This is a genomic window from Nitratireductor soli (assembly GCF_001050155.1).
GTDB classification, from domain to species: domain Bacteria; phylum Pseudomonadota; class Alphaproteobacteria; order Rhizobiales; family Rhizobiaceae; genus Nitratireductor; species Nitratireductor soli.
Genome location: NZ_LFVY01000026.1, coordinates 34944 through 51190, shown reverse-complemented (window position 1 = coordinate 51190; position 16247 = coordinate 34944). Strand labels below are relative to the sequence as shown.

The window sequence follows — 16247 nt, the reverse complement described above, 5'->3', positions numbered from 1 at the left end:
CGCCGGCATCGTCGCATCGATCACTGAGTAAACGGGAACTTTCCGGCGCGGCGCGGCAATCCCGCGCCGCTGCGGAATAAGGAAGTGACACATGAACGGACAAAATATCCGTATCCGCCTCAAGGCGTTTGATCATCGCGTGCTCGACGCTTCGACGCGGGAAATCGTGTCCACGGCGAAACGCACGGGCGCCAATGTGCGCGGCCCTGTGCCGCTGCCGACGCGCATCGAGAAGTTTACTGTGAACCGGTCTCCTCACATCGACAAGAAGAGCCGTGAACAGTTCGAGATGCGCACCCACAAGCGGTTGCTCGACATTGTCGATCCGACGCCGCAGACGGTCGATGCGCTGATGAAGCTCGACCTGGCTGCCGGCGTGGATGTCGAGATCAAGCTCTAAGGGCGCAAGACAAGAGGTCTGGAACCTGCGCCGCCGTCCCTGAACGAGGGACTGGAGGCGGGGAACCCTGAAAGGAAATCGAACCGATGCGTTCAGGTGTTATCGCACAAAAAATCGGTATGACACGCGTCTACAACGAAGCGGGCGAGCATGTGCCCGTGACGGTTCTGCGCATGGAGAACTGTCAGGTTGTCGCACAGCGTACCGAGGACAAGAACGGCTATACGGCGGTTCAGCTCGGCGTTGGACTCGCCAAGGTGAAGAACACGTCGAAGGCGCTGCGCGGCCATTTTGCCGCTGCTTCCGTGGAGCCCAAGGCCAAGATGGCCGAGTTCCGCGTGTCGCCCGACAATCTTCTCGATGTCGGCGCCGAGATCACGGTCGAGCATTTCGTCCCCGGCCAGAAGGTCGATGTGACGGGCACCTCGATCGGCAAGGGCTTCCAGGGTGTCATGAAGCGCCACAATTTCGGTGGTGGCCGCGCGACCCACGGTAACTCGGTCTCGCACCGTTCGCATGGTTCGACCGGTCAGCGTCAGGATCCGGGCAAGGTGTTCAAGGGCAAGAAGATGGCCGGCCATATGGGCGATCATCGCGTCACCACGCAGAACCTCGAAATCGTTTCGACGGATACCGAGCGTGGCCTGATTTTGGTACGCGGTGCCGTCCCCGGCTCGAAGGGTGCGTGGATCATGGTACGCGATGCCGTCAAGGTTGCGCTGCCGGAGAACGCCCCGATGCCGGCGGCCATCCGCGCCAGCAGCAATAATGGTGCGGCCAAGGTTGAAGAAGCCACCGCCAGCGAGGGGGCTGAATAATGGATATCAAGGTAACCACCCTCACGGGCACGGATGCCGGCAAGCTCAAGATCTCCGATGAGATCTTCGGCCTGGAGCCGCGCGATGACATTCTGCATCGCGTCGTGCGCTGGCAGCTCGCCAAGAAGCAGCAGGGCACGCACAAGGCCAAGGGCCGCGCGGAGATTTCGCGTACCGGCGCCAAGATGTACAAGCAGAAGGGCACGGGCCGCGCGCGTCACCATTCGGCACGCGCTCCGCAGTTCCGCGGCGGCGGCAAGGCACACGGCCCGGTCGTGCGCAGCCACGAGCATGATTTGCCCAAGCGGGTCCGCGCGCTCGGCCTGAAGCATGCGCTTTCGGCGAAGGCCAAGGGCGCCAAGCTGATCGTCATCGACGAATTGGCGCTGGCCGACGGGAAGACCAAGGCGCTGGTGGAAACCTTCGCCAAGCTCGGCCTGAGCAACGCGCTGCTGATCGGCGGCGCGGAAGTGGATGCCGGCTTCAAGCGGGCCGCCCAAAACATCGCCAACATCGATGTTCTGCCGGTGCAGGGCATCAATGTGTACGACATTCTGCGCCGCGGCACGCTGGTCCTTTCGAAGGCCGCGGTCGAAGCCCTCGAGGAGCGTTTCAAATGACGGATCTTCGTCACTATGACGTGATTGTCAGCCCGGCGATCACCGAGAAATCGACCATGGCGTCGGAAAACAACCAGGTGGTCTTCAATGTGGCGCGCGGCGCGACGAAGCCCGCGATCAAGGCTGCCGTCGAGGCGCTGTTCGGCGTCAAGGTTTCCGGCGTCAACACCTTGGTGCGCAAGGGCAAGGTGAAGCGGTTCCGCGGAACGATCGGCCGCCAGAGCGACGTCAAGAAAGCGATTGTCACGCTGGCCGAAGGTCATTCCATCGACATCGCGACTGGCCTTTGATCGGGCGGCGAGGATAAGACAATGGCACTTAAGAAGTACAAACCCGTAACCCCCGGCCAGCGTCAGCTGGTCATCGTCGACCGGTCCGGCCTGTACAAGGGCAAGCCGGTCAAGGGGCTGACGGAAGGCCTGACCAGCAAGGGCGGCCGCAACAATACGGGCCGCATCACCGCGCGGTTCCAGGGCGGCGGTCACAAGCGGACCTATCGCCTGATCGACTTCAAGCGTCGCAAGTTCGACGTGGCCGGTACGGTCGAGCGCCTGGAATACGACCCGAATCGCACGGCGTTCATCGCGCTGGTGCGCTATGACGACGGTGAATTGTCCTACATCCTGGCGCCGCAGCGCCTGGCTGCCGGCGACAAGGTCATCGCCAGCGACAAGGCTGTCGACGTGAAGCCGGGCAATGCGATGCCGCTGTCGGCCATGCCGATCGGCACGATCGTCCACAATGTCGAGCTGAAGCCCGGCAAGGGCGGCCAGATTGCCCGTTCCGCCGGCGCCTATGTCCAATTGGTCGGTCGTGACCAGGGCATGGCGATCCTGCGTCTGAACTCCGGCGAACAGCGCCTGGTTTCGGGTGCCTGCTTCGGCACGGTCGGTGCGGTGTCCAACCCGGATCACGGCAATGTCAGCCTGGGCAAGGCCGGTCGCAAGCGTTGGATGGGCAAGCGCCCGCACAACCGCGGCGTGACCATGAACCCGGTCGACCACCCGCATGGTGGCGGTGAAGGACGCACGTCCGGCGGCCGTCACCCGGTTTCGCCCTGGGGAAAGCCCACGAAGGGCGCCAAGACGCGGTCGAACAAGTCGACCGACAAATTCATCATGCGCTCGCGCCATCAGCGCAAGAGCTAAGGAAAGGTAGCGGCAAGTGTCCCGTTCAGTCTGGAAAGGCCCCTTCGTCGACGGCTATCTGCTCAAGAAGGTCGACAAGGTGCGCGAAAGCGGCCGCAACGAGGTCATCAAGATGTGGAGCCGTCGCTCCACCATCCTGCCCCAGTTCGTGGGTTTGACCTTCGGTGTTTACAACGGCCAGAAGCACATTCCCGTCAATGTCTCGGAAGAGATGGTCGGGCAGAAGTTTGGTGAGTTTTCTCCGACCCGCACCTACTACGGCCATGGGGCGGACAAGAAGGCAAAGAGGAAATAGACATGGGCAAGGCCAAAGCGCCGCGCAGGCTTGCTGACAACGAAGCGCGTGCCGTATTGCGCACGATCCGCGTCAGCCCGCAGAAGCTGAACCTCGTTGCAGCGATGATCCGCGGCAAGAAGGTCGCGACTGCGCTCGCCGATCTGGAATTCTCGCGCAAGCGGATCGCCGAAACCGTCAAGAAGACGCTGGAATCGGCCATCGCCAACGCGGAGAACAACCATGACCTGGACGTGGATGCGTTGGTCGTGGCCGAGGCCCATGTCGGCAAGTCGATCGTCATGAAGCGGTTTCATGCGCGTGGCCGTGGCCGCGCCAGCCGGATCGAGAAGCCGTTCTCGCACCTGACGATTGTCGTGCGTGAAGTGGAAGAGAAAGTGGAGGCCGCCTGATGGGCCAAAAAATCAATCCGATCGGTCTTCGTCTCGGGATCAACCGCACGTGGGATTCGCGCTGGTTCGCCGACAATGCCGAGTATGGCGACCTGCTGCATGAGGATTTCAAGATCCGCAAGTACATCGAGAAAGAGCTGAAGCAGGCTGCGATCTCGAAGGTGGTGATCGAGCGTCCGCACAAGAAGTGCCGCGTGACGATCCACGCTGCGCGGCCGGGTCTGATCATCGGCAAGAAGGGCGCCGACATCGAGAAGCTGCGCCGCAAGGTCGCTTCGATGACGGATGCCGAGACGCACCTCAACATCGTCGAAGTGCGCAAGCCGGAGATCGACGCGACGCTGATCGCCCAGTCGATCGCCCAGCAGCTGGAGCGCCGCGTGGCGTTCCGCCGCGCCATGAAGCGCGCCGTTCAGTCGGCGATGCGTCTGGGCGCCGAGGGTATCCGCATCAACTGCGCGGGTCGTCTGGGCGGCGCGGAAATCGCTCGCATGGAATGGTACCGCGAGGGTCGGGTGCCGCTGCACACGCTGCGCGCCGATGTCGATTACGGCACGGCCGAGGCCAAGACGGCCTACGGCATTTGCGGGGTCAAGGTTTGGGTCTTCAAGGGCGAGATCCTGGAGCACGATCCGATGGCCTCCGAGCGCCGCGCGATCGAAGGCGAACAGGGCGGCAGCGGCGGTCGTCGTCGCGAGAACGCTTAGGAATTTTGGAGTAGACAACAATGCTGCAACCAAAGCGCACCAAGTTCCGCAAGCAGTTCAAGGGCCGTATCCACGGCCTGGCGAAGGGCGGCACGGAACTGAATTTCGGCTCTTTCGGCCTGAAGGCGCTGGAGCCGGAGCGGGTCACCGCCCGGCAGATCGAGGCCGCGCGCCGCGCCATTACGCGTCAGATGAAGCGTCAGGGCCGCGTGTGGATCCGCATCTTCCCGGATGTGCCGGTCACCTCGAAGCCGACCGAAGTCCGCATGGGCAAGGGCAAGGGTTCGGTTGATTACTGGGCCTGCCGCGTCAAGCCGGGCCGCGTGATGATCGAGATCGACGGCGTTGCCGTCGATGTCGCACGCGAGGCTCTGCGTCTCGGCGCGGCCAAGCTGCCGATCAAGACGCGCTTCGTGCAGCGTATTGCAGAGTAGGAAAGGCGGACGCGATGAAGGCCGTTGATGTCAGGGCGATGACGCCGGACCAGCTGAATGATGAGCTGGCCAAACTGAAGAAAGAGCAGTTCAACCTGCGCTTCCAGAAAGCGACTGGGCAGCTCGAGAAAACCGCGCGCGTGAAAGAAATCCGCAGGGATATCGCGCGCATCAAGACAATCACGGCCGAGAAGTCGGTCGGCAGCAAGGCCTGAGGACAGCGAATATGCCAAAGCGCGTTTTGCAGGGCACCGTGGTGAGCGACAAGAACGACAAGACCATTGTCGTTCGTGTCGAGCGTCGCTTCACCCATCCGATGATGAAAAAAGTCGTGCGTATGTCCAAGAAGTACAAGGCGCATGACGAAGCGAATGCGTGCAAGGTCGGCGACGTGGTCATGATCCAAGAGACCCGGCCGATTTCGAAGGACAAGAACTGGGTCGTCGTCACCGATACCCAGGCGCAGTAAAGATTGAAAAAGCCGGGAAGCGGGACGTCTGAGCCGCTTTCCATTGAACGAGAAGGCGGCCAGTCATGATTCAGATGCAAACAAACCTCGATGTGGCGGATAATTCCGGCGCCCGTCGTGTCATGTGCATCAAGGTGCTTGGCGGTTCGAAGCGGAAATATGCCTCTGTCGGCGACATCATTGTCGTGTCCGTGAAAGAGGCCATTCCGCGCGGCCGCGTGAAGAAGGGCGATGTGATGAAGGCGGTGGTTGTGCGTACGGCGAAGGACATTCGCCGCGCCGACGGCAGCGTCATCCGCTTCGACAAGAACGCAGCCGTTCTGGTCGACAACAAGAAAGAGCCCGTCGGCACGCGTATCTTCGGACCGGTGCCGCGCGAGCTGCGCGCCAAGAACCACATGAAGATCATTTCGCTCGCGCCGGAAGTGCTCTAGGAGGCCGGGGATATGCAGAAGATTAAAAAAGGCGACAAGGTCGTCGTGCTGACCGGCAAGGACAAGGGCCGTTCCGGCGAGGTGGTCAAGGTGATGCCGAAGGAAGACAAGGCGGTCGTCCGCGGTGTCAACCTGGTGCGCCGCCACCAGAAGCAGTCCGCTCAGAACGAGGGCGGCATCATTTCCATGGAAGCGCCGATTCACCTGTCGAATCTGGCCGTGGCCGACCCCAAGGACGGCAAGCCGACCCGTGTCGGCTTCCAGGTCCAGAAGGACGGCAAGAAGGTGCGCGTGGCAAAGCGCTCTGGAGAAACGATCGATGGCTAAAGCTCAGTACCAGCCGCGCTGGAAGGCGAAGTACGAGGAGGTGATCCGCAAGGAGCTTCTCGATACTTTCAAGTATGAAAACGAAATGCAGGTGCCGCGCCTCGAAAAGGTCGTCATCAACATGGGCGTCGGCGAAGCGACGGGCGATTCCAAGAAGCCGGCGGCCGCCGCCGAGCATCTGGCGCTGATTGCCGGCCAGAAGCCTGTCATCACGCACGCCTCGAAGTCGATTGCCGGCTTCAAGGTTCGTGAAGGCATGCCGATCGGCACCAAGGTGACGCTGCGCAAGGATCGCATGTATGAATTCGTGGATCGGCTGGTGAACATCGCCCTGCCGCGCGTCCGCGATTTCCGCGGCCTCAATCCGAAAAGCTTCGACGGACGTGGCAACTTCGCCATGGGCATCAAGGAGCACCTCGTTTTTCCCGAGATCAACTATGATCAGGTCGATCAGGTTTGGGGAATGGACATCATCGTTTGCACGACCGCCAAGACCGACGACGAAGCGCGGGCCCTTCTCAAGGCCCTGAACTTCCCGTTCCGGCAGTAACGGCAAGCGAGAAGAAGGACACTTTAAATGGCTAAAGTCAGCGCAGTCGAAAAGAACAAGGCTCGGCGCAAGCTGGTCGATCGCTTCGCCGCCAAGCGGGCGGAGTTGAAGGCGATCGTCAAGGATCAGTCGAAGCCGATCGAAGAGCGTTTCCAGGCACAGCTCAAGCTTGCTGCCCTGCCGCGCAATTCGTCGAAGACGCGCATCCGCAATCGTTGCGATGTGACGGGGCGCCCGCGCGCCTATTATCGCAAGCTGAGAATGTCGCGTATCGCGCTGCGCGAACTGGGCAACAAGGGCCTGGTTCCGGGCCTGGTCAAGTCGAGCTGGTAAGGGGAAAAGACGATGTCCGTGAATGATCCTCTCGGCGATATGCTGACCCGTATCCGCAACGCCATCGGCCGCAACAAGACCAGGGTCTCGACGCCGGCCTCGCGCTTGCGCGCCCGCGTCCTCGATGTGCTCAAGGCGGAAGGCTACATCCGCGACTACAGCCAGGTCGACTACGACAATGGCAAGTCGGAGATCGAGATCGAGCTGAAGTACGGCGAGGCCGGATCGGTGATCCGCGAGATCGCGCGTGTTTCGAAGCCCGGCCGCCGGGTGTACGTTTCGGTGAAATCCATTCCGCAGGTTGCCAACGGCCTCGGGATCGCCATTCTTTCGACGCCGAAGGGCGTGATGGCCGATCACGAAGCACGTGAACAGAATGTGGGTGGCGAGGTGCTCTGCCAGATCTTCTGATCGGGCAGCGCTAACCGCAAAGAACGAGGGCAGACAAATGTCTCGCATTGGCAAAAAGCCGGTCCCGGTGCCGCAGGGCGTCACGGCGCAAGTCGACGGCCAGACCGTTACGGCCAAGGGGCCGAAGGGCGAGCTGAAGTTCGTCGTCAACGACGAAGTTCTGGTGAAGCTCGACGATGGCGCCGTGGCGGTCGATCCGCGCGACCAGTCCAAGGATGCGCGCTCCAAATGGGGCATGTCGCGCACGCAGATCGCCAACATCCTGCAAGGGGTGAAGGACGGTTTCGAACGGCGCCTTGAGATCAACGGCGTCGGTTACCGCGCGGCGATGCAGGGCAAGAACCTGCAGCTTTCGCTTGGCTACAGCCACGAAGTGATCTACCAGACGCCGGAAGGCATCACGATCACCGTGCCGAAGCCGACCGAGATCATCGTCAGCGGCATCGACAAGCAGGTTGTCGGTCAGGTCGCCGCCGAGATCCGCAAGAAGCGCGGCCCCGAACCCTACAAGGGCAAGGGCGTGAAATACGCGGACGAGACGATCGTCCGTAAAGAAGGCAAGAAGAAGTAGGAACGCAAACCATGGTCTCGAAAGTCTCCGTCAAGCGGCGCGCGGGACGTGTTCGCCGGAAGATCAAGGCGGTCTCCAATGGCCAGCCGCGCCTTTCGGTCTACCGTTCCTCGAAGAACATCTACGTCCAGGTCATCGACGACGCCAAGGGCCACACGCTCGCGGCCGCATCGACCCTGGACAAGGACCTCAAGGTCTCGCTCAAGACCGGCGCCGATGCCGCTGCAGCCGCAGCGGTCGGCAAGCTGGTCGCCGAGCGCGCCAAGAAGGCAGGGGTATCGGAAGTGGTCTTCGACCGCGGCCCGTATCTCTATCACGGCCGCATCAAGGCGCTTGCCGATGCCGCTCGCGAGGGCGGCCTGAAGTTTTAACCCATTCGGGCGCGGCCGTAAGGCAAACACGCGCCCGAATGATTCATATCAACCCCGTGCTTCCGGAAAAGAACAAGGAAAAGGGTTATGGCACAAGGACGTAGGGACGATCGTCGCGATCGCGATGATCGCGACAGCGAATTCGTCGATAAACTGGTTCACATCAACCGCGTTGCCAAGGTGGTGAAGGGCGGCCGTCGTTTCGGCTTTGCCGCGCTCGTCGTCGTCGGCGACCAGAAGGGCCGCGTCGGCTTCGGACATGGCAAGGCGCGCGAAGTGCCGGAAGCCATCCGCAAGGCGACCGAGAGCGCCAAGCGCGACATGGTGTTCGTGCCGCTGCGCGGCGGCCGCACGCTGCATCACGATGTCGCCGGCCGTCATGGCGCCGGACGCGTTCTGCTGCGCGCTGCAAAGCCTGGTACCGGCATCATTGCCGGCGGTCCGATGCGCGCCGTCTTCGAGACGCTCGGCATGCAGGACGTGGTTGCGAAGTCGCTCGGCTCCTCCAACCCATACAACATGGTGCGGGCCACCTTCGACGCCTTGAAGCGTCAGTTGCATCCGAAGGACGTTGCTGCCCAGCGCGGCATTAAATATTCCACGCTGCAGGCGCGCCGCGGTGCTGCCGCCGGCGCCGAGGAATAAGGTTCACTGGCTGGTCGGCCCGTTCGACAATGAGCGGGTCCTGATCGCCGCCGTTTGCAAGGAATGACGAAGATGGCAGAGAAGAAGAAGGGCAAGACGGTCACCGTCGAACAGATCGGTAGCCCCATTCGCCGCCCGGCCAGCCAGCGCCAGACGCTGGTGGGTCTTGGCTTGAACAAGATGCACCGTCGCTCGACGCTGGAGGACACCCCCTCCGTGCGCGGCATGATCGCGACCGTGCAGCACCTGGTCCGCGTCGTGGACGAGGCCTGAGGAGAAACACGATGAAACTGAATGAACTCAGTGACAACGAAGGCGCCACCAAGTCGCGCAAGCGCGTTGGTCGCGGCATCGGCTCAGGCACCGGCAAGACCGGCGGCCGTGGCGTGAAGGGCCAGAAGTCGCGCTCCGGCGTGGCGATCAAGGGTTTCGAAGGCGGCCAGATGCCGCTCTATCGGCGCCTGCCCAAGCGTGGCTTCACCAATATTTTCGCCACCGACTTCAACGAAGTCTCCATCGCGCGTCTGCAGATCGCGATCGACGCCAAGAAGCTGGACGAGAAGAAGGTGATCGATACGGCGGCGCTGATTGCTGCCGGCGTCATCCGCCGCGCCAAGGACGGCGTTCGCCTGCTCGGCGACGGTGAGCTGAAAGCCAAGGTCACGCTGGAGATTGCCGGCGCTTCCAAGGCCGCTGTCGCCAAGGTCGAGAAGGCCGGCGGCACGATCAAGCTGGCCGAGGCCGCGGCTTCGGCCGAATAAAGTTGCGCAGCAATCGGCAACCATCCGGTTGCCGCTTGCATCCTTGTCCGCCGCAACCTATCTCGGGATTTCGGCAATATTCGCCGGTCTCCGGGAACGGACACTGAGGCGTGTGACGAACCGGAGAATTCTTCATGGCATCGGCAGCGGAACAACTTGCGTCAAACCTCAACTTCGCGGCCTTCGCGAAAGCCGAGGATCTCAAGAAGCGCATCTGGTTCACGCTCGGCGCGTTGCTTGTCTACCGGCTCGGCACCTATATCCCGATGCCCGGCATCAATCCCGATGCCTTTGCCCAGGCCTTCGAACAGCAGTCGGGCGGCGTGCTCGGCATGTTCAACATGTTTGCCGGCGGTGCCGTCGAGCGCATGGCGATCTTCGCGCTGGGCATCATGCCCTATATTTCCGCCTCCATCATCATGCAGCTCATGACGTCGGTCGTTCCGTCGCTCGAGCAGTTGAAGAAGGAAGGCGAGCAGGGCCGCAAAATCATCAATCAGTACACGCGCTACGGCACGGTCATCCTGGCGACGGTTCAGGCCTATGGCATTTCGGTCGGGCTTGAGGGCGGCGCCAACATCGTCTCCGATCCGGGCTGGTTCTTCCGCGTTTCCGCCGTCATCACGCTGGTCGGCGGCACCATGTTCCTGATGTGGCTCGGCGAGCAGATCACCGCGCGCGGCATCGGCAACGGCATTTCGCTGATCATCTTCGCCGGTATCGTCGCCGGCCTGCCTTCGGCCATCGGCGGCACGCTGGAGCTGGGCCGCACGGGCGCTTTGTCGACCGGCCTGATCCTGGCGATCATCGTCCTTGTCGTCGCCGTCATCGGTGTCATCGTCTTCTTCGAACGGGCGCAGCGGCGGCTGCTGATCCAGTATCCCAAGCGCCAGGTCGGCAACCGCATGTTCCAGGGCGACACCTCGCACCTGCCGCTGAAGCTGAACACGGCCGGTGTCATCCCGCCGATCTTTGCCTCGTCGCTCCTGCTTCTGCCGGCGACCGTCGCCGGGTTCTCCGACACGACGCAGCTTCCGGGCTGGGCCTCGACCATCCTTGCCTCGGTCGGCCACGGCCAGCCATTGTTCATGATCCTCTATGCGGCGCTGATTGCCTTCTTCGCCTTCTTCTACACGGCCATCGTCTTCAATCCGAAGGATACGGCGGACCAGCTGAAGAAGCATTCCGGCTTCATTCCCGGCTATCGCCCGGGCGAGCGCACCGCCGAATATATCGACTATGTGTTGACCCGCATCACCGTGGTCGGCGCGATCTACCTGGTGCTGATCTGCCTGCTGCCGGAGTTCCTTATCTCGGCGACCGGCGTTCCCTTCTATCTCGGCGGAACGTCGCTGTTGATCGTGGTGAGCGTCACGCTGGACACGGTGGCGCAGATGCAGGGCCATCTGATCGCCCACCAGTATGAGGGACTGATCAAGAAATCGAAGCTGCGTGGGGGGAAAAGGGGACGATGAGGCTTATACTTCTTGGGCCGCCGGGAGCGGGGAAGGGCACTCAGGCACAGCGGCTGGTCGAGAAGCACGGGATTCCCCAGCTCTCCACGGGTGACATGCTGCGCGCGGCCGTAAGTGCCGGAACGGATGTCGGCAAGCGCGCCAAGGCGGTGATGGATGCCGGCGAGCTGGTCTCCGACGAGATCGTCAACGCGATCGTCGCCGAACGGATAGACCAGCCCGATTGCACGAATGGCTTCATCCTTGACGGGTATCCGCGGACCTTGGCGCAGGCCGACGCCGTCGAAGCCATGCTCGGCGAGCGTGGCGAGAAACTGGATGCGACGATCGAACTGGTGGTTGACGACCAGGCGCTGATCGGGCGCATCGTCAAGCGCGCGCAAGACGCCGTCGCAGCCGGCCAGACGCCGCGCAAGGACGACAATCCGGAGGTCTTCGAGGAGCGCCTCCGCGAGTATTACAAGAAGACGGCGGCGCTGATCGGCTACTATCATGCCAAGGGTCTGCTGCGCCGCATCGACGGCATGTCGAGCATCGACGAAGTCACGGCCGAGATCGAACGGGTTCTCGCAACGGTTTAGTGATCGGAAAGGAATGCGGCGCGCTTGACTAGATGTCGGATATCGACTAATGCGAGCCGTCTCCTGATCGAACAAGCGCTTGGTCGGGCCGGTTGGCTCGGCCACGTTGTTTGTAGGAACAAATTAATCCCGCAGGGGCCGGCCTCCACCGGACGCGGGCAAATGAAGCGCCGGTGCGCCGGCTTAGATGGAGACTAAAATGGCTCGTATAGCCGGTGTTAACATTCCGACCAACAAGCGCGTCGTCATCGCGCTGCAGTATATCCACGGCATCGGCCCGAAGCTTGCCGGCGATATCGTCAAGAAGGTCAACATCCCGGCCGAGCGCCGTGTCAGCGAACTGACCGACGCCGAAGTGCTGGCCATTCGCGAGACGATCGACCGCGACCTGCAGGTCGAAGGCGATCTGCGCCGCGAAGTGTCGATGAACATCAAGCGTCTGATGGATCTGGGCTGCTACCGCGGCCTGCGTCACCGTCGTTCGCTGCCGACCCGCGGCCAGCGCACGCATACCAATGCGCGCACCCGCAAGGGTCCTGCCAAGGCGATTGCCGGCAAGAAGAAGTGAATTGGTAAATGGTGAATTGTGAATGGTGAATGGTTAAGAGCCGAACATTTCGGCCAGCGACCATTCACTATTTACCATTCACCATTCACCCCAGGTGGAGCCGCTGGTGTTACGGCGGTGTAGAGATCGTTTGAAAGGGAAGTCATGGCCAAGGAAGCCACGCGCGTTCGTCGTCGCGAACGCAAGAACATTTCGTCGGGTGTCGCTCACGTCAGCTCGACCTTCAACAACACGATGATCACCATCACCGACGCGCAGGGCAATGCGATTGCTTGGTCGTCGGCTGGCGCGCAGGGCTTCAAGGGCTCGCGCAAGTCGACGCCGTTTGCCGCCCAGGTGGCTGCCGAGGATTGCGCCAAGAAGGCGCAGGAGCACGGCATGCGCACGCTGGAAGTGGAAGTGTCGGGTCCGGGATCAGGCCGTGAATCGGCGCTGCGCGCTCTGCAGGCGGCCGGTTTCACCATCACGTCGATCCGCGACGTGACGCCGATCCCGCACAATGGCTGCCGCCCGCGCAAGAAGCGTCGCGTCTAAACATTCGCAATGGCCGTAAGAGCGCCGTGGCGCTCCTCTGCGGTTTCCAGAACGTCCGCCACGATTGGATGGTGGCGGAGTAACGGAAGGAACCGGAATGATCCAGAAAAACTGGCAAGAGCTTATCAAGCCGAACAAGGTCGAATTCTCCTCCAAGGGCCGCACCGTCACCACGCTGGTGGCCGAGCCGCTGGAGCGTGGCTTCGGCCTGACGCTGGGCAATGCGCTGCGGCGCGTGCTTTTGTCGTCGCTGCGCGGTGCCGCCGTGACGGCGGTGCAGATCGACGGCGTGCTGCATGAATTCTCCTCGATCCCCGGTGTGCGGGAAGATGTCACGGACATGGTCCTCAACATCAAGGAGATCGCGCTGAGCATGGAGGGCGACGGTCCCAAGCGCATGGTCGTGCGCAAGCAGGGTCCGGGCGCCGTCACCGCCGGCGACATCCAGACGGTCGGCGACGTCGAGGTGCTGAACCCCGACCATGTGCTGTGCACGCTGGATGAAGGCGCGGAAATCCGCATGGAGTTCACCGTCGACAACGGCAAGGGCTATGTGCCGGCCGACCGCAACCGCGCCGAAGACGCGCCGATCGGACTGATCCCGGTCGACAGCCTCTATTCGCCGGTCAAGAAGGTCTCCTACAAGGTCGAGAACACCCGCGAGGGCCAGGTTCTCGATTATGACAAGCTGACCATGACCATCGAGACCAACGGTTCGGTCACCGGCGAGGACGCCGTGGCATTTGCCGCGCGCATCCTGCAGGACCAGCTTGGCCTGTTCGTCAATTTCGAAGAGCCGCAGAAGGAGCAGCCCGCCGAGCAGGTGGCCGAGCTCGCTTTCAACCCGGCGCTTCTGAAGAAGGTGGACGAGCTCGAGCTTTCCGTTCGCTCCGCCAACTGCCTGAAGAACGACAACATTGTCTATATCGGCGATCTGATCCAGAAGACCGAGGCGGAAATGCTGCGCACACCGAATTTCGGCCGCAAGTCGCTCAACGAAATCAAGGAAGTGCTGGCGTCGATGGGGCTGCACCTCGGCATGGAAGTCGAGGACTGGCCGCCGGAAAACATCGAAGAACTCGCCAAGCGCTACGAAGACCAATACTAGCCCCGCGACGCCCGCACCAACCGCCGGGCGACGGGAATTGAAGGAGAAAAGCCATGCGCCACGGAAAATCCGGCCGCAAGCTGAACAGGACGGCAAGCCATCGCAAGGCGCTGTTTTCCAATATGGCGGCATCGCTGATCGAGCACGAGCAGATCGTCACGACGCTGCCGAAAGCCAAGGAGCTGCGCCCGATCGTCGAGAAGCTGGTGACGCTCGGCAAGCGGGGCGACCTGCATGCCCGCCGCCAGGTGATCGCGGCGATCGGCAGCGAGACGCTGGCGAAGCGCCTGTTCGACACGGTCGCGCCGCGCTATGCGGATCGCCACGGCGGCTACATCCGCATCATGAAGGCGGGTTTCCGCCATGGTGACAATGCGCCGATGGCTGTCATCGAGTTCGTCGGCCGCGACGTCTCGGCCAAGGGTGCGGCCGACCGCGCCCGTGTCGAAGCCGAGGGCGGCAACGAGGAGGCGGAAGCCGCATAAGCGGTTTTCATCCTCCGTGAAATTTCAGAAGGGGCCCACGAGGCCCCTTTTTGCTGCGCTCTGTCTGGCCGAATCGGCGCAATGATCATCAGCGGCTTGCTGGTGAATTCGGGATGGCCGTACCACGCAAATGTCATGAAGATGCTGGAGACCGCCGGCAGGAGGGCCAGTGTCGGATGGACGAGGCTCATGGGCGCCGTTGATTCTTCCTGATTGCAAAACGCTCCAACATCGCCGGCGGCATCGATCAGTAAGGTCTTTTATTGCGCACAATTGCGTGTGAAAAGATGCGGCTCACCGAACCGAGGACCGTCATGAAAAACACGTCGCTTCGCCTGTTGTCATTGCTTGTCGTCCTGGCCGGGCTGATCGCGCCGGGGCATGCGCAGGACGGGCCGGGCAACAGTTTTTCGCAAACGCTGTCGAAATTGCTGCGCGGCGGCGATGCCGGCGCGCCGACGGCGCCCGGCCAGCAACCCGAGACGCAGCGCCGCGTGCCCTTCGGCCAGGCGGAAGTGCAGCTCTCCTTCGCCCCGCTGGTGCGCGAGACCGCGCCGGCGGTGGTGAACGTCTACGCCTCCTCGACCGTGCAGGTGCGCTCGCCCTTCATGGGCGATCCCTTCTTCGAGCAGTTCTTCGGCCGCAGCCAGATGCCGCCGCGCGTGCGTTCCTCGCTTGGCTCCGGTGTGATGGTCGACCAGAGCGGCGTCATCGTCACCAACTACCACGTCATCAGCGATGCGGATGAGGTGAAGGTCGCGCTCGCCGACGGGCGTGAGTTCGAAAGCGAAATCCTGCTGAAGGACGAGGCTCTGGATCTGGCGGTGCTGAAGATCAAGGGCTCGGAACCGTTCGCCGCGGTTCGGCTGGGCGATTCCGATCTTCTGGAGGTCGGCGACCTCGTCCTGGCGATGGGCAATCCGTTCGGCGTCGGGCAGACGACCACCAGCGGCATTGTCTCGGCATTGGCGCGCAGCCATATCGGCGTGTCCGACTTCGGCTTCTTCATCCAGACCGACGCGGCGATCAATCCCGGCAATTCCGGTGGCGCGCTGATCGACATGAAGGGCAAGGTGATCGGCATCAACACGGCCATCGTCAGCCGCAGCGGCGGGTCAATCGGTATCGGCTTCGCCATTCCGGCCAACATGGTGCGCGCCGTGGTGGATGCGGCGCTCAGCGGCGCCGACACCTTCGAACGGCCCTATTTCGGCGCCTCGTTCGATCCGGTAACCCCGCAGATCGCCGAAGCGCTCGGCATGGCGCGGCCCGTCGGCGCGCTGGTGCGCGAGGTGGCGGAGGACAGTCCGGCATCCCGCGCCGGGTTGAAGCCCGGCGATGTGGTGACCGCCATGGATGGCGCCGATGTCCAGCATCCCGACGCGCTGGAGTATCGCTTGGCGACCCACCCGGTCGACGAGGACGGCACGATCCAGATTCTGCGCGACGGCAAGAACACGGACATCACAATCCGCCTGGAACGCCTGTCGGAGGGCGAGGCGGTCAATCCGACCTTGATCGACGGGCGGGGACCGTTCGCCGGCGCTTCCGTTGCCGATCTCGCGCCGCGCCTGGCCCAGCGCCTCAAACTGCCGCTCAACAGAAAGGGCGTCGTGATCCTCGACGTCGACCGCCGGTCGCCGGCGGCCAGTGTCGGGCTCCGGCCGGGAGACGTCATCCGTGAGGTCAACGGGCTGGAGATCGACCGGGCCGATACGCTGTTGCGTGTGGCACGCGACGACAGCCGCCGCTGGCGCTTTGCCATCGAGCGCGATGGCCGCATATTGCAGCAGACGCTGCGTTTTTGACG

At 62.6% G+C, this 16247-nt stretch carries 28 protein-coding genes and 1 pseudogene; 28 read left to right on the top strand and 1 reads right to left on the bottom strand.

Annotated elements, in window-relative coordinates:
* Positions 1 to 91: 91 nt before the first annotated feature.
* From rpsJ to rplQ, 27 genes are all read left to right on the top strand, one after another.
* Positions 92 to 400 (top strand): 30S ribosomal protein S10, encoded by a 309-nt coding sequence (rpsJ, locus tag AB843_RS23855; protein WP_007009511.1) that lies wholly within the window; start codon positions 92 to 94, stop codon positions 398 to 400.
* Between the two features lie 86 nt (positions 401 to 486).
* A complete protein-coding gene (rplC, locus tag AB843_RS23850) occupies positions 487 to 1218 on the top strand; it encodes a 50S ribosomal protein L3 (RefSeq protein ID WP_048649420.1) in 732 nt (243 codons plus the stop codon).
* Positions 1218 to 1838, top strand: a complete 621-nt coding sequence (gene rplD, locus AB843_RS23845) for a 50S ribosomal protein L4 (protein WP_048649419.1) — start codon at positions 1218 to 1220, stop codon at positions 1836 to 1838. The genes rplC and rplD overlap by 1 nt, the downstream gene beginning before the upstream one ends.
* Positions 1835 to 2128, top strand: coding sequence for a 50S ribosomal protein L23 (locus AB843_RS23840; RefSeq protein ID WP_048649418.1), 294 nt, complete (start codon positions 1835 to 1837; stop codon positions 2126 to 2128). Before rplD ends, AB843_RS23840 begins: the two co-directional genes overlap by 4 nt.
* Before the next feature lie 21 nt (positions 2129 to 2149).
* Positions 2150 to 2986, top strand: a complete 837-nt coding sequence (gene rplB, locus AB843_RS23835) for a 50S ribosomal protein L2 (protein ID WP_048649417.1) — start codon at positions 2150 to 2152, stop codon at positions 2984 to 2986.
* Between the two features lie 16 nt (positions 2987 to 3002).
* Positions 3003 to 3281 carry a 30S ribosomal protein S19 gene (gene rpsS / locus AB843_RS23830; RefSeq protein ID WP_048649416.1) on the top strand — a complete coding sequence of 93 codons (279 nt, stop codon included), beginning with the start codon at positions 3003 to 3005 and terminating at the stop codon, positions 3279 to 3281.
* A gap of 2 nt (positions 3282 to 3283) precedes the next feature.
* Positions 3284 to 3673: a 50S ribosomal protein L22 gene (rplV, locus tag AB843_RS23825; protein WP_007009518.1), complete on the top strand. Its 390-nt coding sequence runs from the start codon at positions 3284 to 3286 to the stop codon at positions 3671 to 3673.
* Entirely contained in the window at positions 3673 to 4380 is a 708-nt protein-coding gene (rpsC, locus tag AB843_RS23820; protein ID WP_048649415.1) for a 30S ribosomal protein S3, read from the top strand. Before rplV ends, rpsC begins: the two co-directional genes overlap by 1 nt.
* Before the next feature lie 20 nt (positions 4381 to 4400).
* Complete coding sequence (gene rplP / locus AB843_RS23815; protein ID WP_048649414.1) at positions 4401 to 4814, top strand: 50S ribosomal protein L16; 414 nt, start codon at positions 4401 to 4403, stop codon at positions 4812 to 4814.
* Positions 4815 to 4828: 14 nt separating this feature from the next.
* On the top strand, positions 4829 to 5029 hold the full coding sequence (gene rpmC / locus AB843_RS23810; protein WP_048649413.1) for a 50S ribosomal protein L29: 201 nt from the start codon (positions 4829 to 4831) through the stop codon (positions 5027 to 5029).
* A gap of 11 nt (positions 5030 to 5040) precedes the next feature.
* A complete protein-coding gene (rpsQ, locus tag AB843_RS23805) occupies positions 5041 to 5283 on the top strand; it encodes a 30S ribosomal protein S17 (protein WP_048649412.1) in 243 nt (80 codons plus the stop codon).
* A 65-nt stretch (positions 5284 to 5348) separates the two neighbouring features.
* A complete protein-coding gene (gene rplN / locus AB843_RS23800; RefSeq protein WP_007009523.1) occupies positions 5349 to 5717 on the top strand; it encodes a 50S ribosomal protein L14 in 369 nt (122 codons plus the stop codon).
* Positions 5718 to 5729: 12 nt separating this feature from the next.
* The gene (gene rplX, locus AB843_RS23795; RefSeq protein WP_048649411.1) at positions 5730 to 6044 is read left to right on the top strand and encodes a 50S ribosomal protein L24; all 315 of its coding nucleotides are present in this window, start codon (positions 5730 to 5732) and stop codon (positions 6042 to 6044) included.
* On the top strand, positions 6037 to 6594 hold the full coding sequence (rplE, locus tag AB843_RS23790) for a 50S ribosomal protein L5 (protein ID WP_048649410.1): 558 nt from the start codon (positions 6037 to 6039) through the stop codon (positions 6592 to 6594). The genes rplX and rplE overlap by 8 nt, the downstream gene beginning before the upstream one ends.
* Positions 6595 to 6621: 27 nt before the next feature.
* Positions 6622 to 6927 (top strand): 30S ribosomal protein S14, encoded by a 306-nt coding sequence (rpsN, locus tag AB843_RS23785; protein WP_048649409.1) that lies wholly within the window; start codon positions 6622 to 6624, stop codon positions 6925 to 6927.
* 12 nt (positions 6928 to 6939) lie between these two features.
* Positions 6940 to 7338, top strand: a complete 399-nt coding sequence (gene rpsH / locus AB843_RS23780) for a 30S ribosomal protein S8 (RefSeq protein WP_048649408.1) — start codon at positions 6940 to 6942, stop codon at positions 7336 to 7338.
* Positions 7339 to 7375: 37 nt separating this feature from the next.
* On the top strand, positions 7376 to 7909 hold the full coding sequence (rplF, locus tag AB843_RS23775) for a 50S ribosomal protein L6 (protein WP_048649407.1): 534 nt from the start codon (positions 7376 to 7378) through the stop codon (positions 7907 to 7909).
* Positions 7910 to 7920: 11 nt separating this feature from the next.
* Positions 7921 to 8280, top strand: a complete 360-nt coding sequence (gene rplR, locus AB843_RS23770; protein WP_048649406.1) for a 50S ribosomal protein L18 — start codon at positions 7921 to 7923, stop codon at positions 8278 to 8280.
* An 87-nt stretch (positions 8281 to 8367) separates the two neighbouring features.
* Entirely contained in the window at positions 8368 to 8925 is a 558-nt protein-coding gene (rpsE, locus tag AB843_RS23765; protein ID WP_048649405.1) for a 30S ribosomal protein S5, read from the top strand.
* A gap of 72 nt (positions 8926 to 8997) precedes the next feature.
* Positions 8998 to 9198, top strand: a complete 201-nt coding sequence (gene rpmD, locus AB843_RS23760; protein ID WP_082143989.1) for a 50S ribosomal protein L30 — start codon at positions 8998 to 9000, stop codon at positions 9196 to 9198.
* Positions 9199 to 9209: 11 nt separating this feature from the next.
* On the top strand, positions 9210 to 9686 hold the full coding sequence (rplO, locus tag AB843_RS23755) for a 50S ribosomal protein L15 (protein ID WP_048649403.1): 477 nt from the start codon (positions 9210 to 9212) through the stop codon (positions 9684 to 9686).
* Positions 9687 to 9820: 134 nt separating this feature from the next.
* On the top strand, positions 9821 to 11161 hold the full coding sequence (gene secY / locus AB843_RS23750; RefSeq protein ID WP_048649402.1) for a preprotein translocase subunit SecY: 1341 nt from the start codon (positions 9821 to 9823) through the stop codon (positions 11159 to 11161).
* A complete protein-coding gene (locus AB843_RS23745; protein ID WP_048649401.1) occupies positions 11158 to 11742 on the top strand; it encodes an adenylate kinase in 585 nt (194 codons plus the stop codon). Before secY ends, AB843_RS23745 begins: the two co-directional genes overlap by 4 nt.
* Before the next feature lie 199 nt (positions 11743 to 11941).
* Positions 11942 to 12310 carry a 30S ribosomal protein S13 gene (rpsM, locus tag AB843_RS23740; RefSeq protein WP_048649400.1) on the top strand — a complete coding sequence of 123 codons (369 nt, stop codon included), beginning with the start codon at positions 11942 to 11944 and terminating at the stop codon, positions 12308 to 12310.
* Positions 12311 to 12454: 144 nt separating this feature from the next.
* A complete protein-coding gene (gene rpsK, locus AB843_RS23735) occupies positions 12455 to 12844 on the top strand; it encodes a 30S ribosomal protein S11 (RefSeq protein WP_008597537.1) in 390 nt (129 codons plus the stop codon).
* Between the two features lie 97 nt (positions 12845 to 12941).
* On the top strand, positions 12942 to 13952 hold the full coding sequence (locus tag AB843_RS23730) for a DNA-directed RNA polymerase subunit alpha (RefSeq protein WP_048649399.1): 1011 nt from the start codon (positions 12942 to 12944) through the stop codon (positions 13950 to 13952).
* A gap of 53 nt (positions 13953 to 14005) precedes the next feature.
* Positions 14006 to 14437: a 50S ribosomal protein L17 gene (gene rplQ, locus AB843_RS23725; RefSeq protein ID WP_048649398.1), complete on the top strand. Its 432-nt coding sequence runs from the start codon at positions 14006 to 14008 to the stop codon at positions 14435 to 14437.
* Between the two features lie 89 nt (positions 14438 to 14526).
* Here rplQ and AB843_RS26305 read toward each other — a convergent pair.
* A pseudogene (locus AB843_RS26305) lies at positions 14527 to 14628 on the bottom strand (DMT family protein); the annotation flags it as partial.
* A 123-nt stretch (positions 14629 to 14751) separates the two neighbouring features.
* On the opposite strand from AB843_RS26305, the gene AB843_RS23720 reads away from it, so the two are divergent.
* Positions 14752 to 16245: a DegQ family serine endoprotease gene (locus AB843_RS23720; RefSeq protein ID WP_048649425.1), complete on the top strand. Its 1494-nt coding sequence runs from the start codon at positions 14752 to 14754 to the stop codon at positions 16243 to 16245.
* The last annotated feature ends 2 nt before the right edge of the window (positions 16246 to 16247 follow it).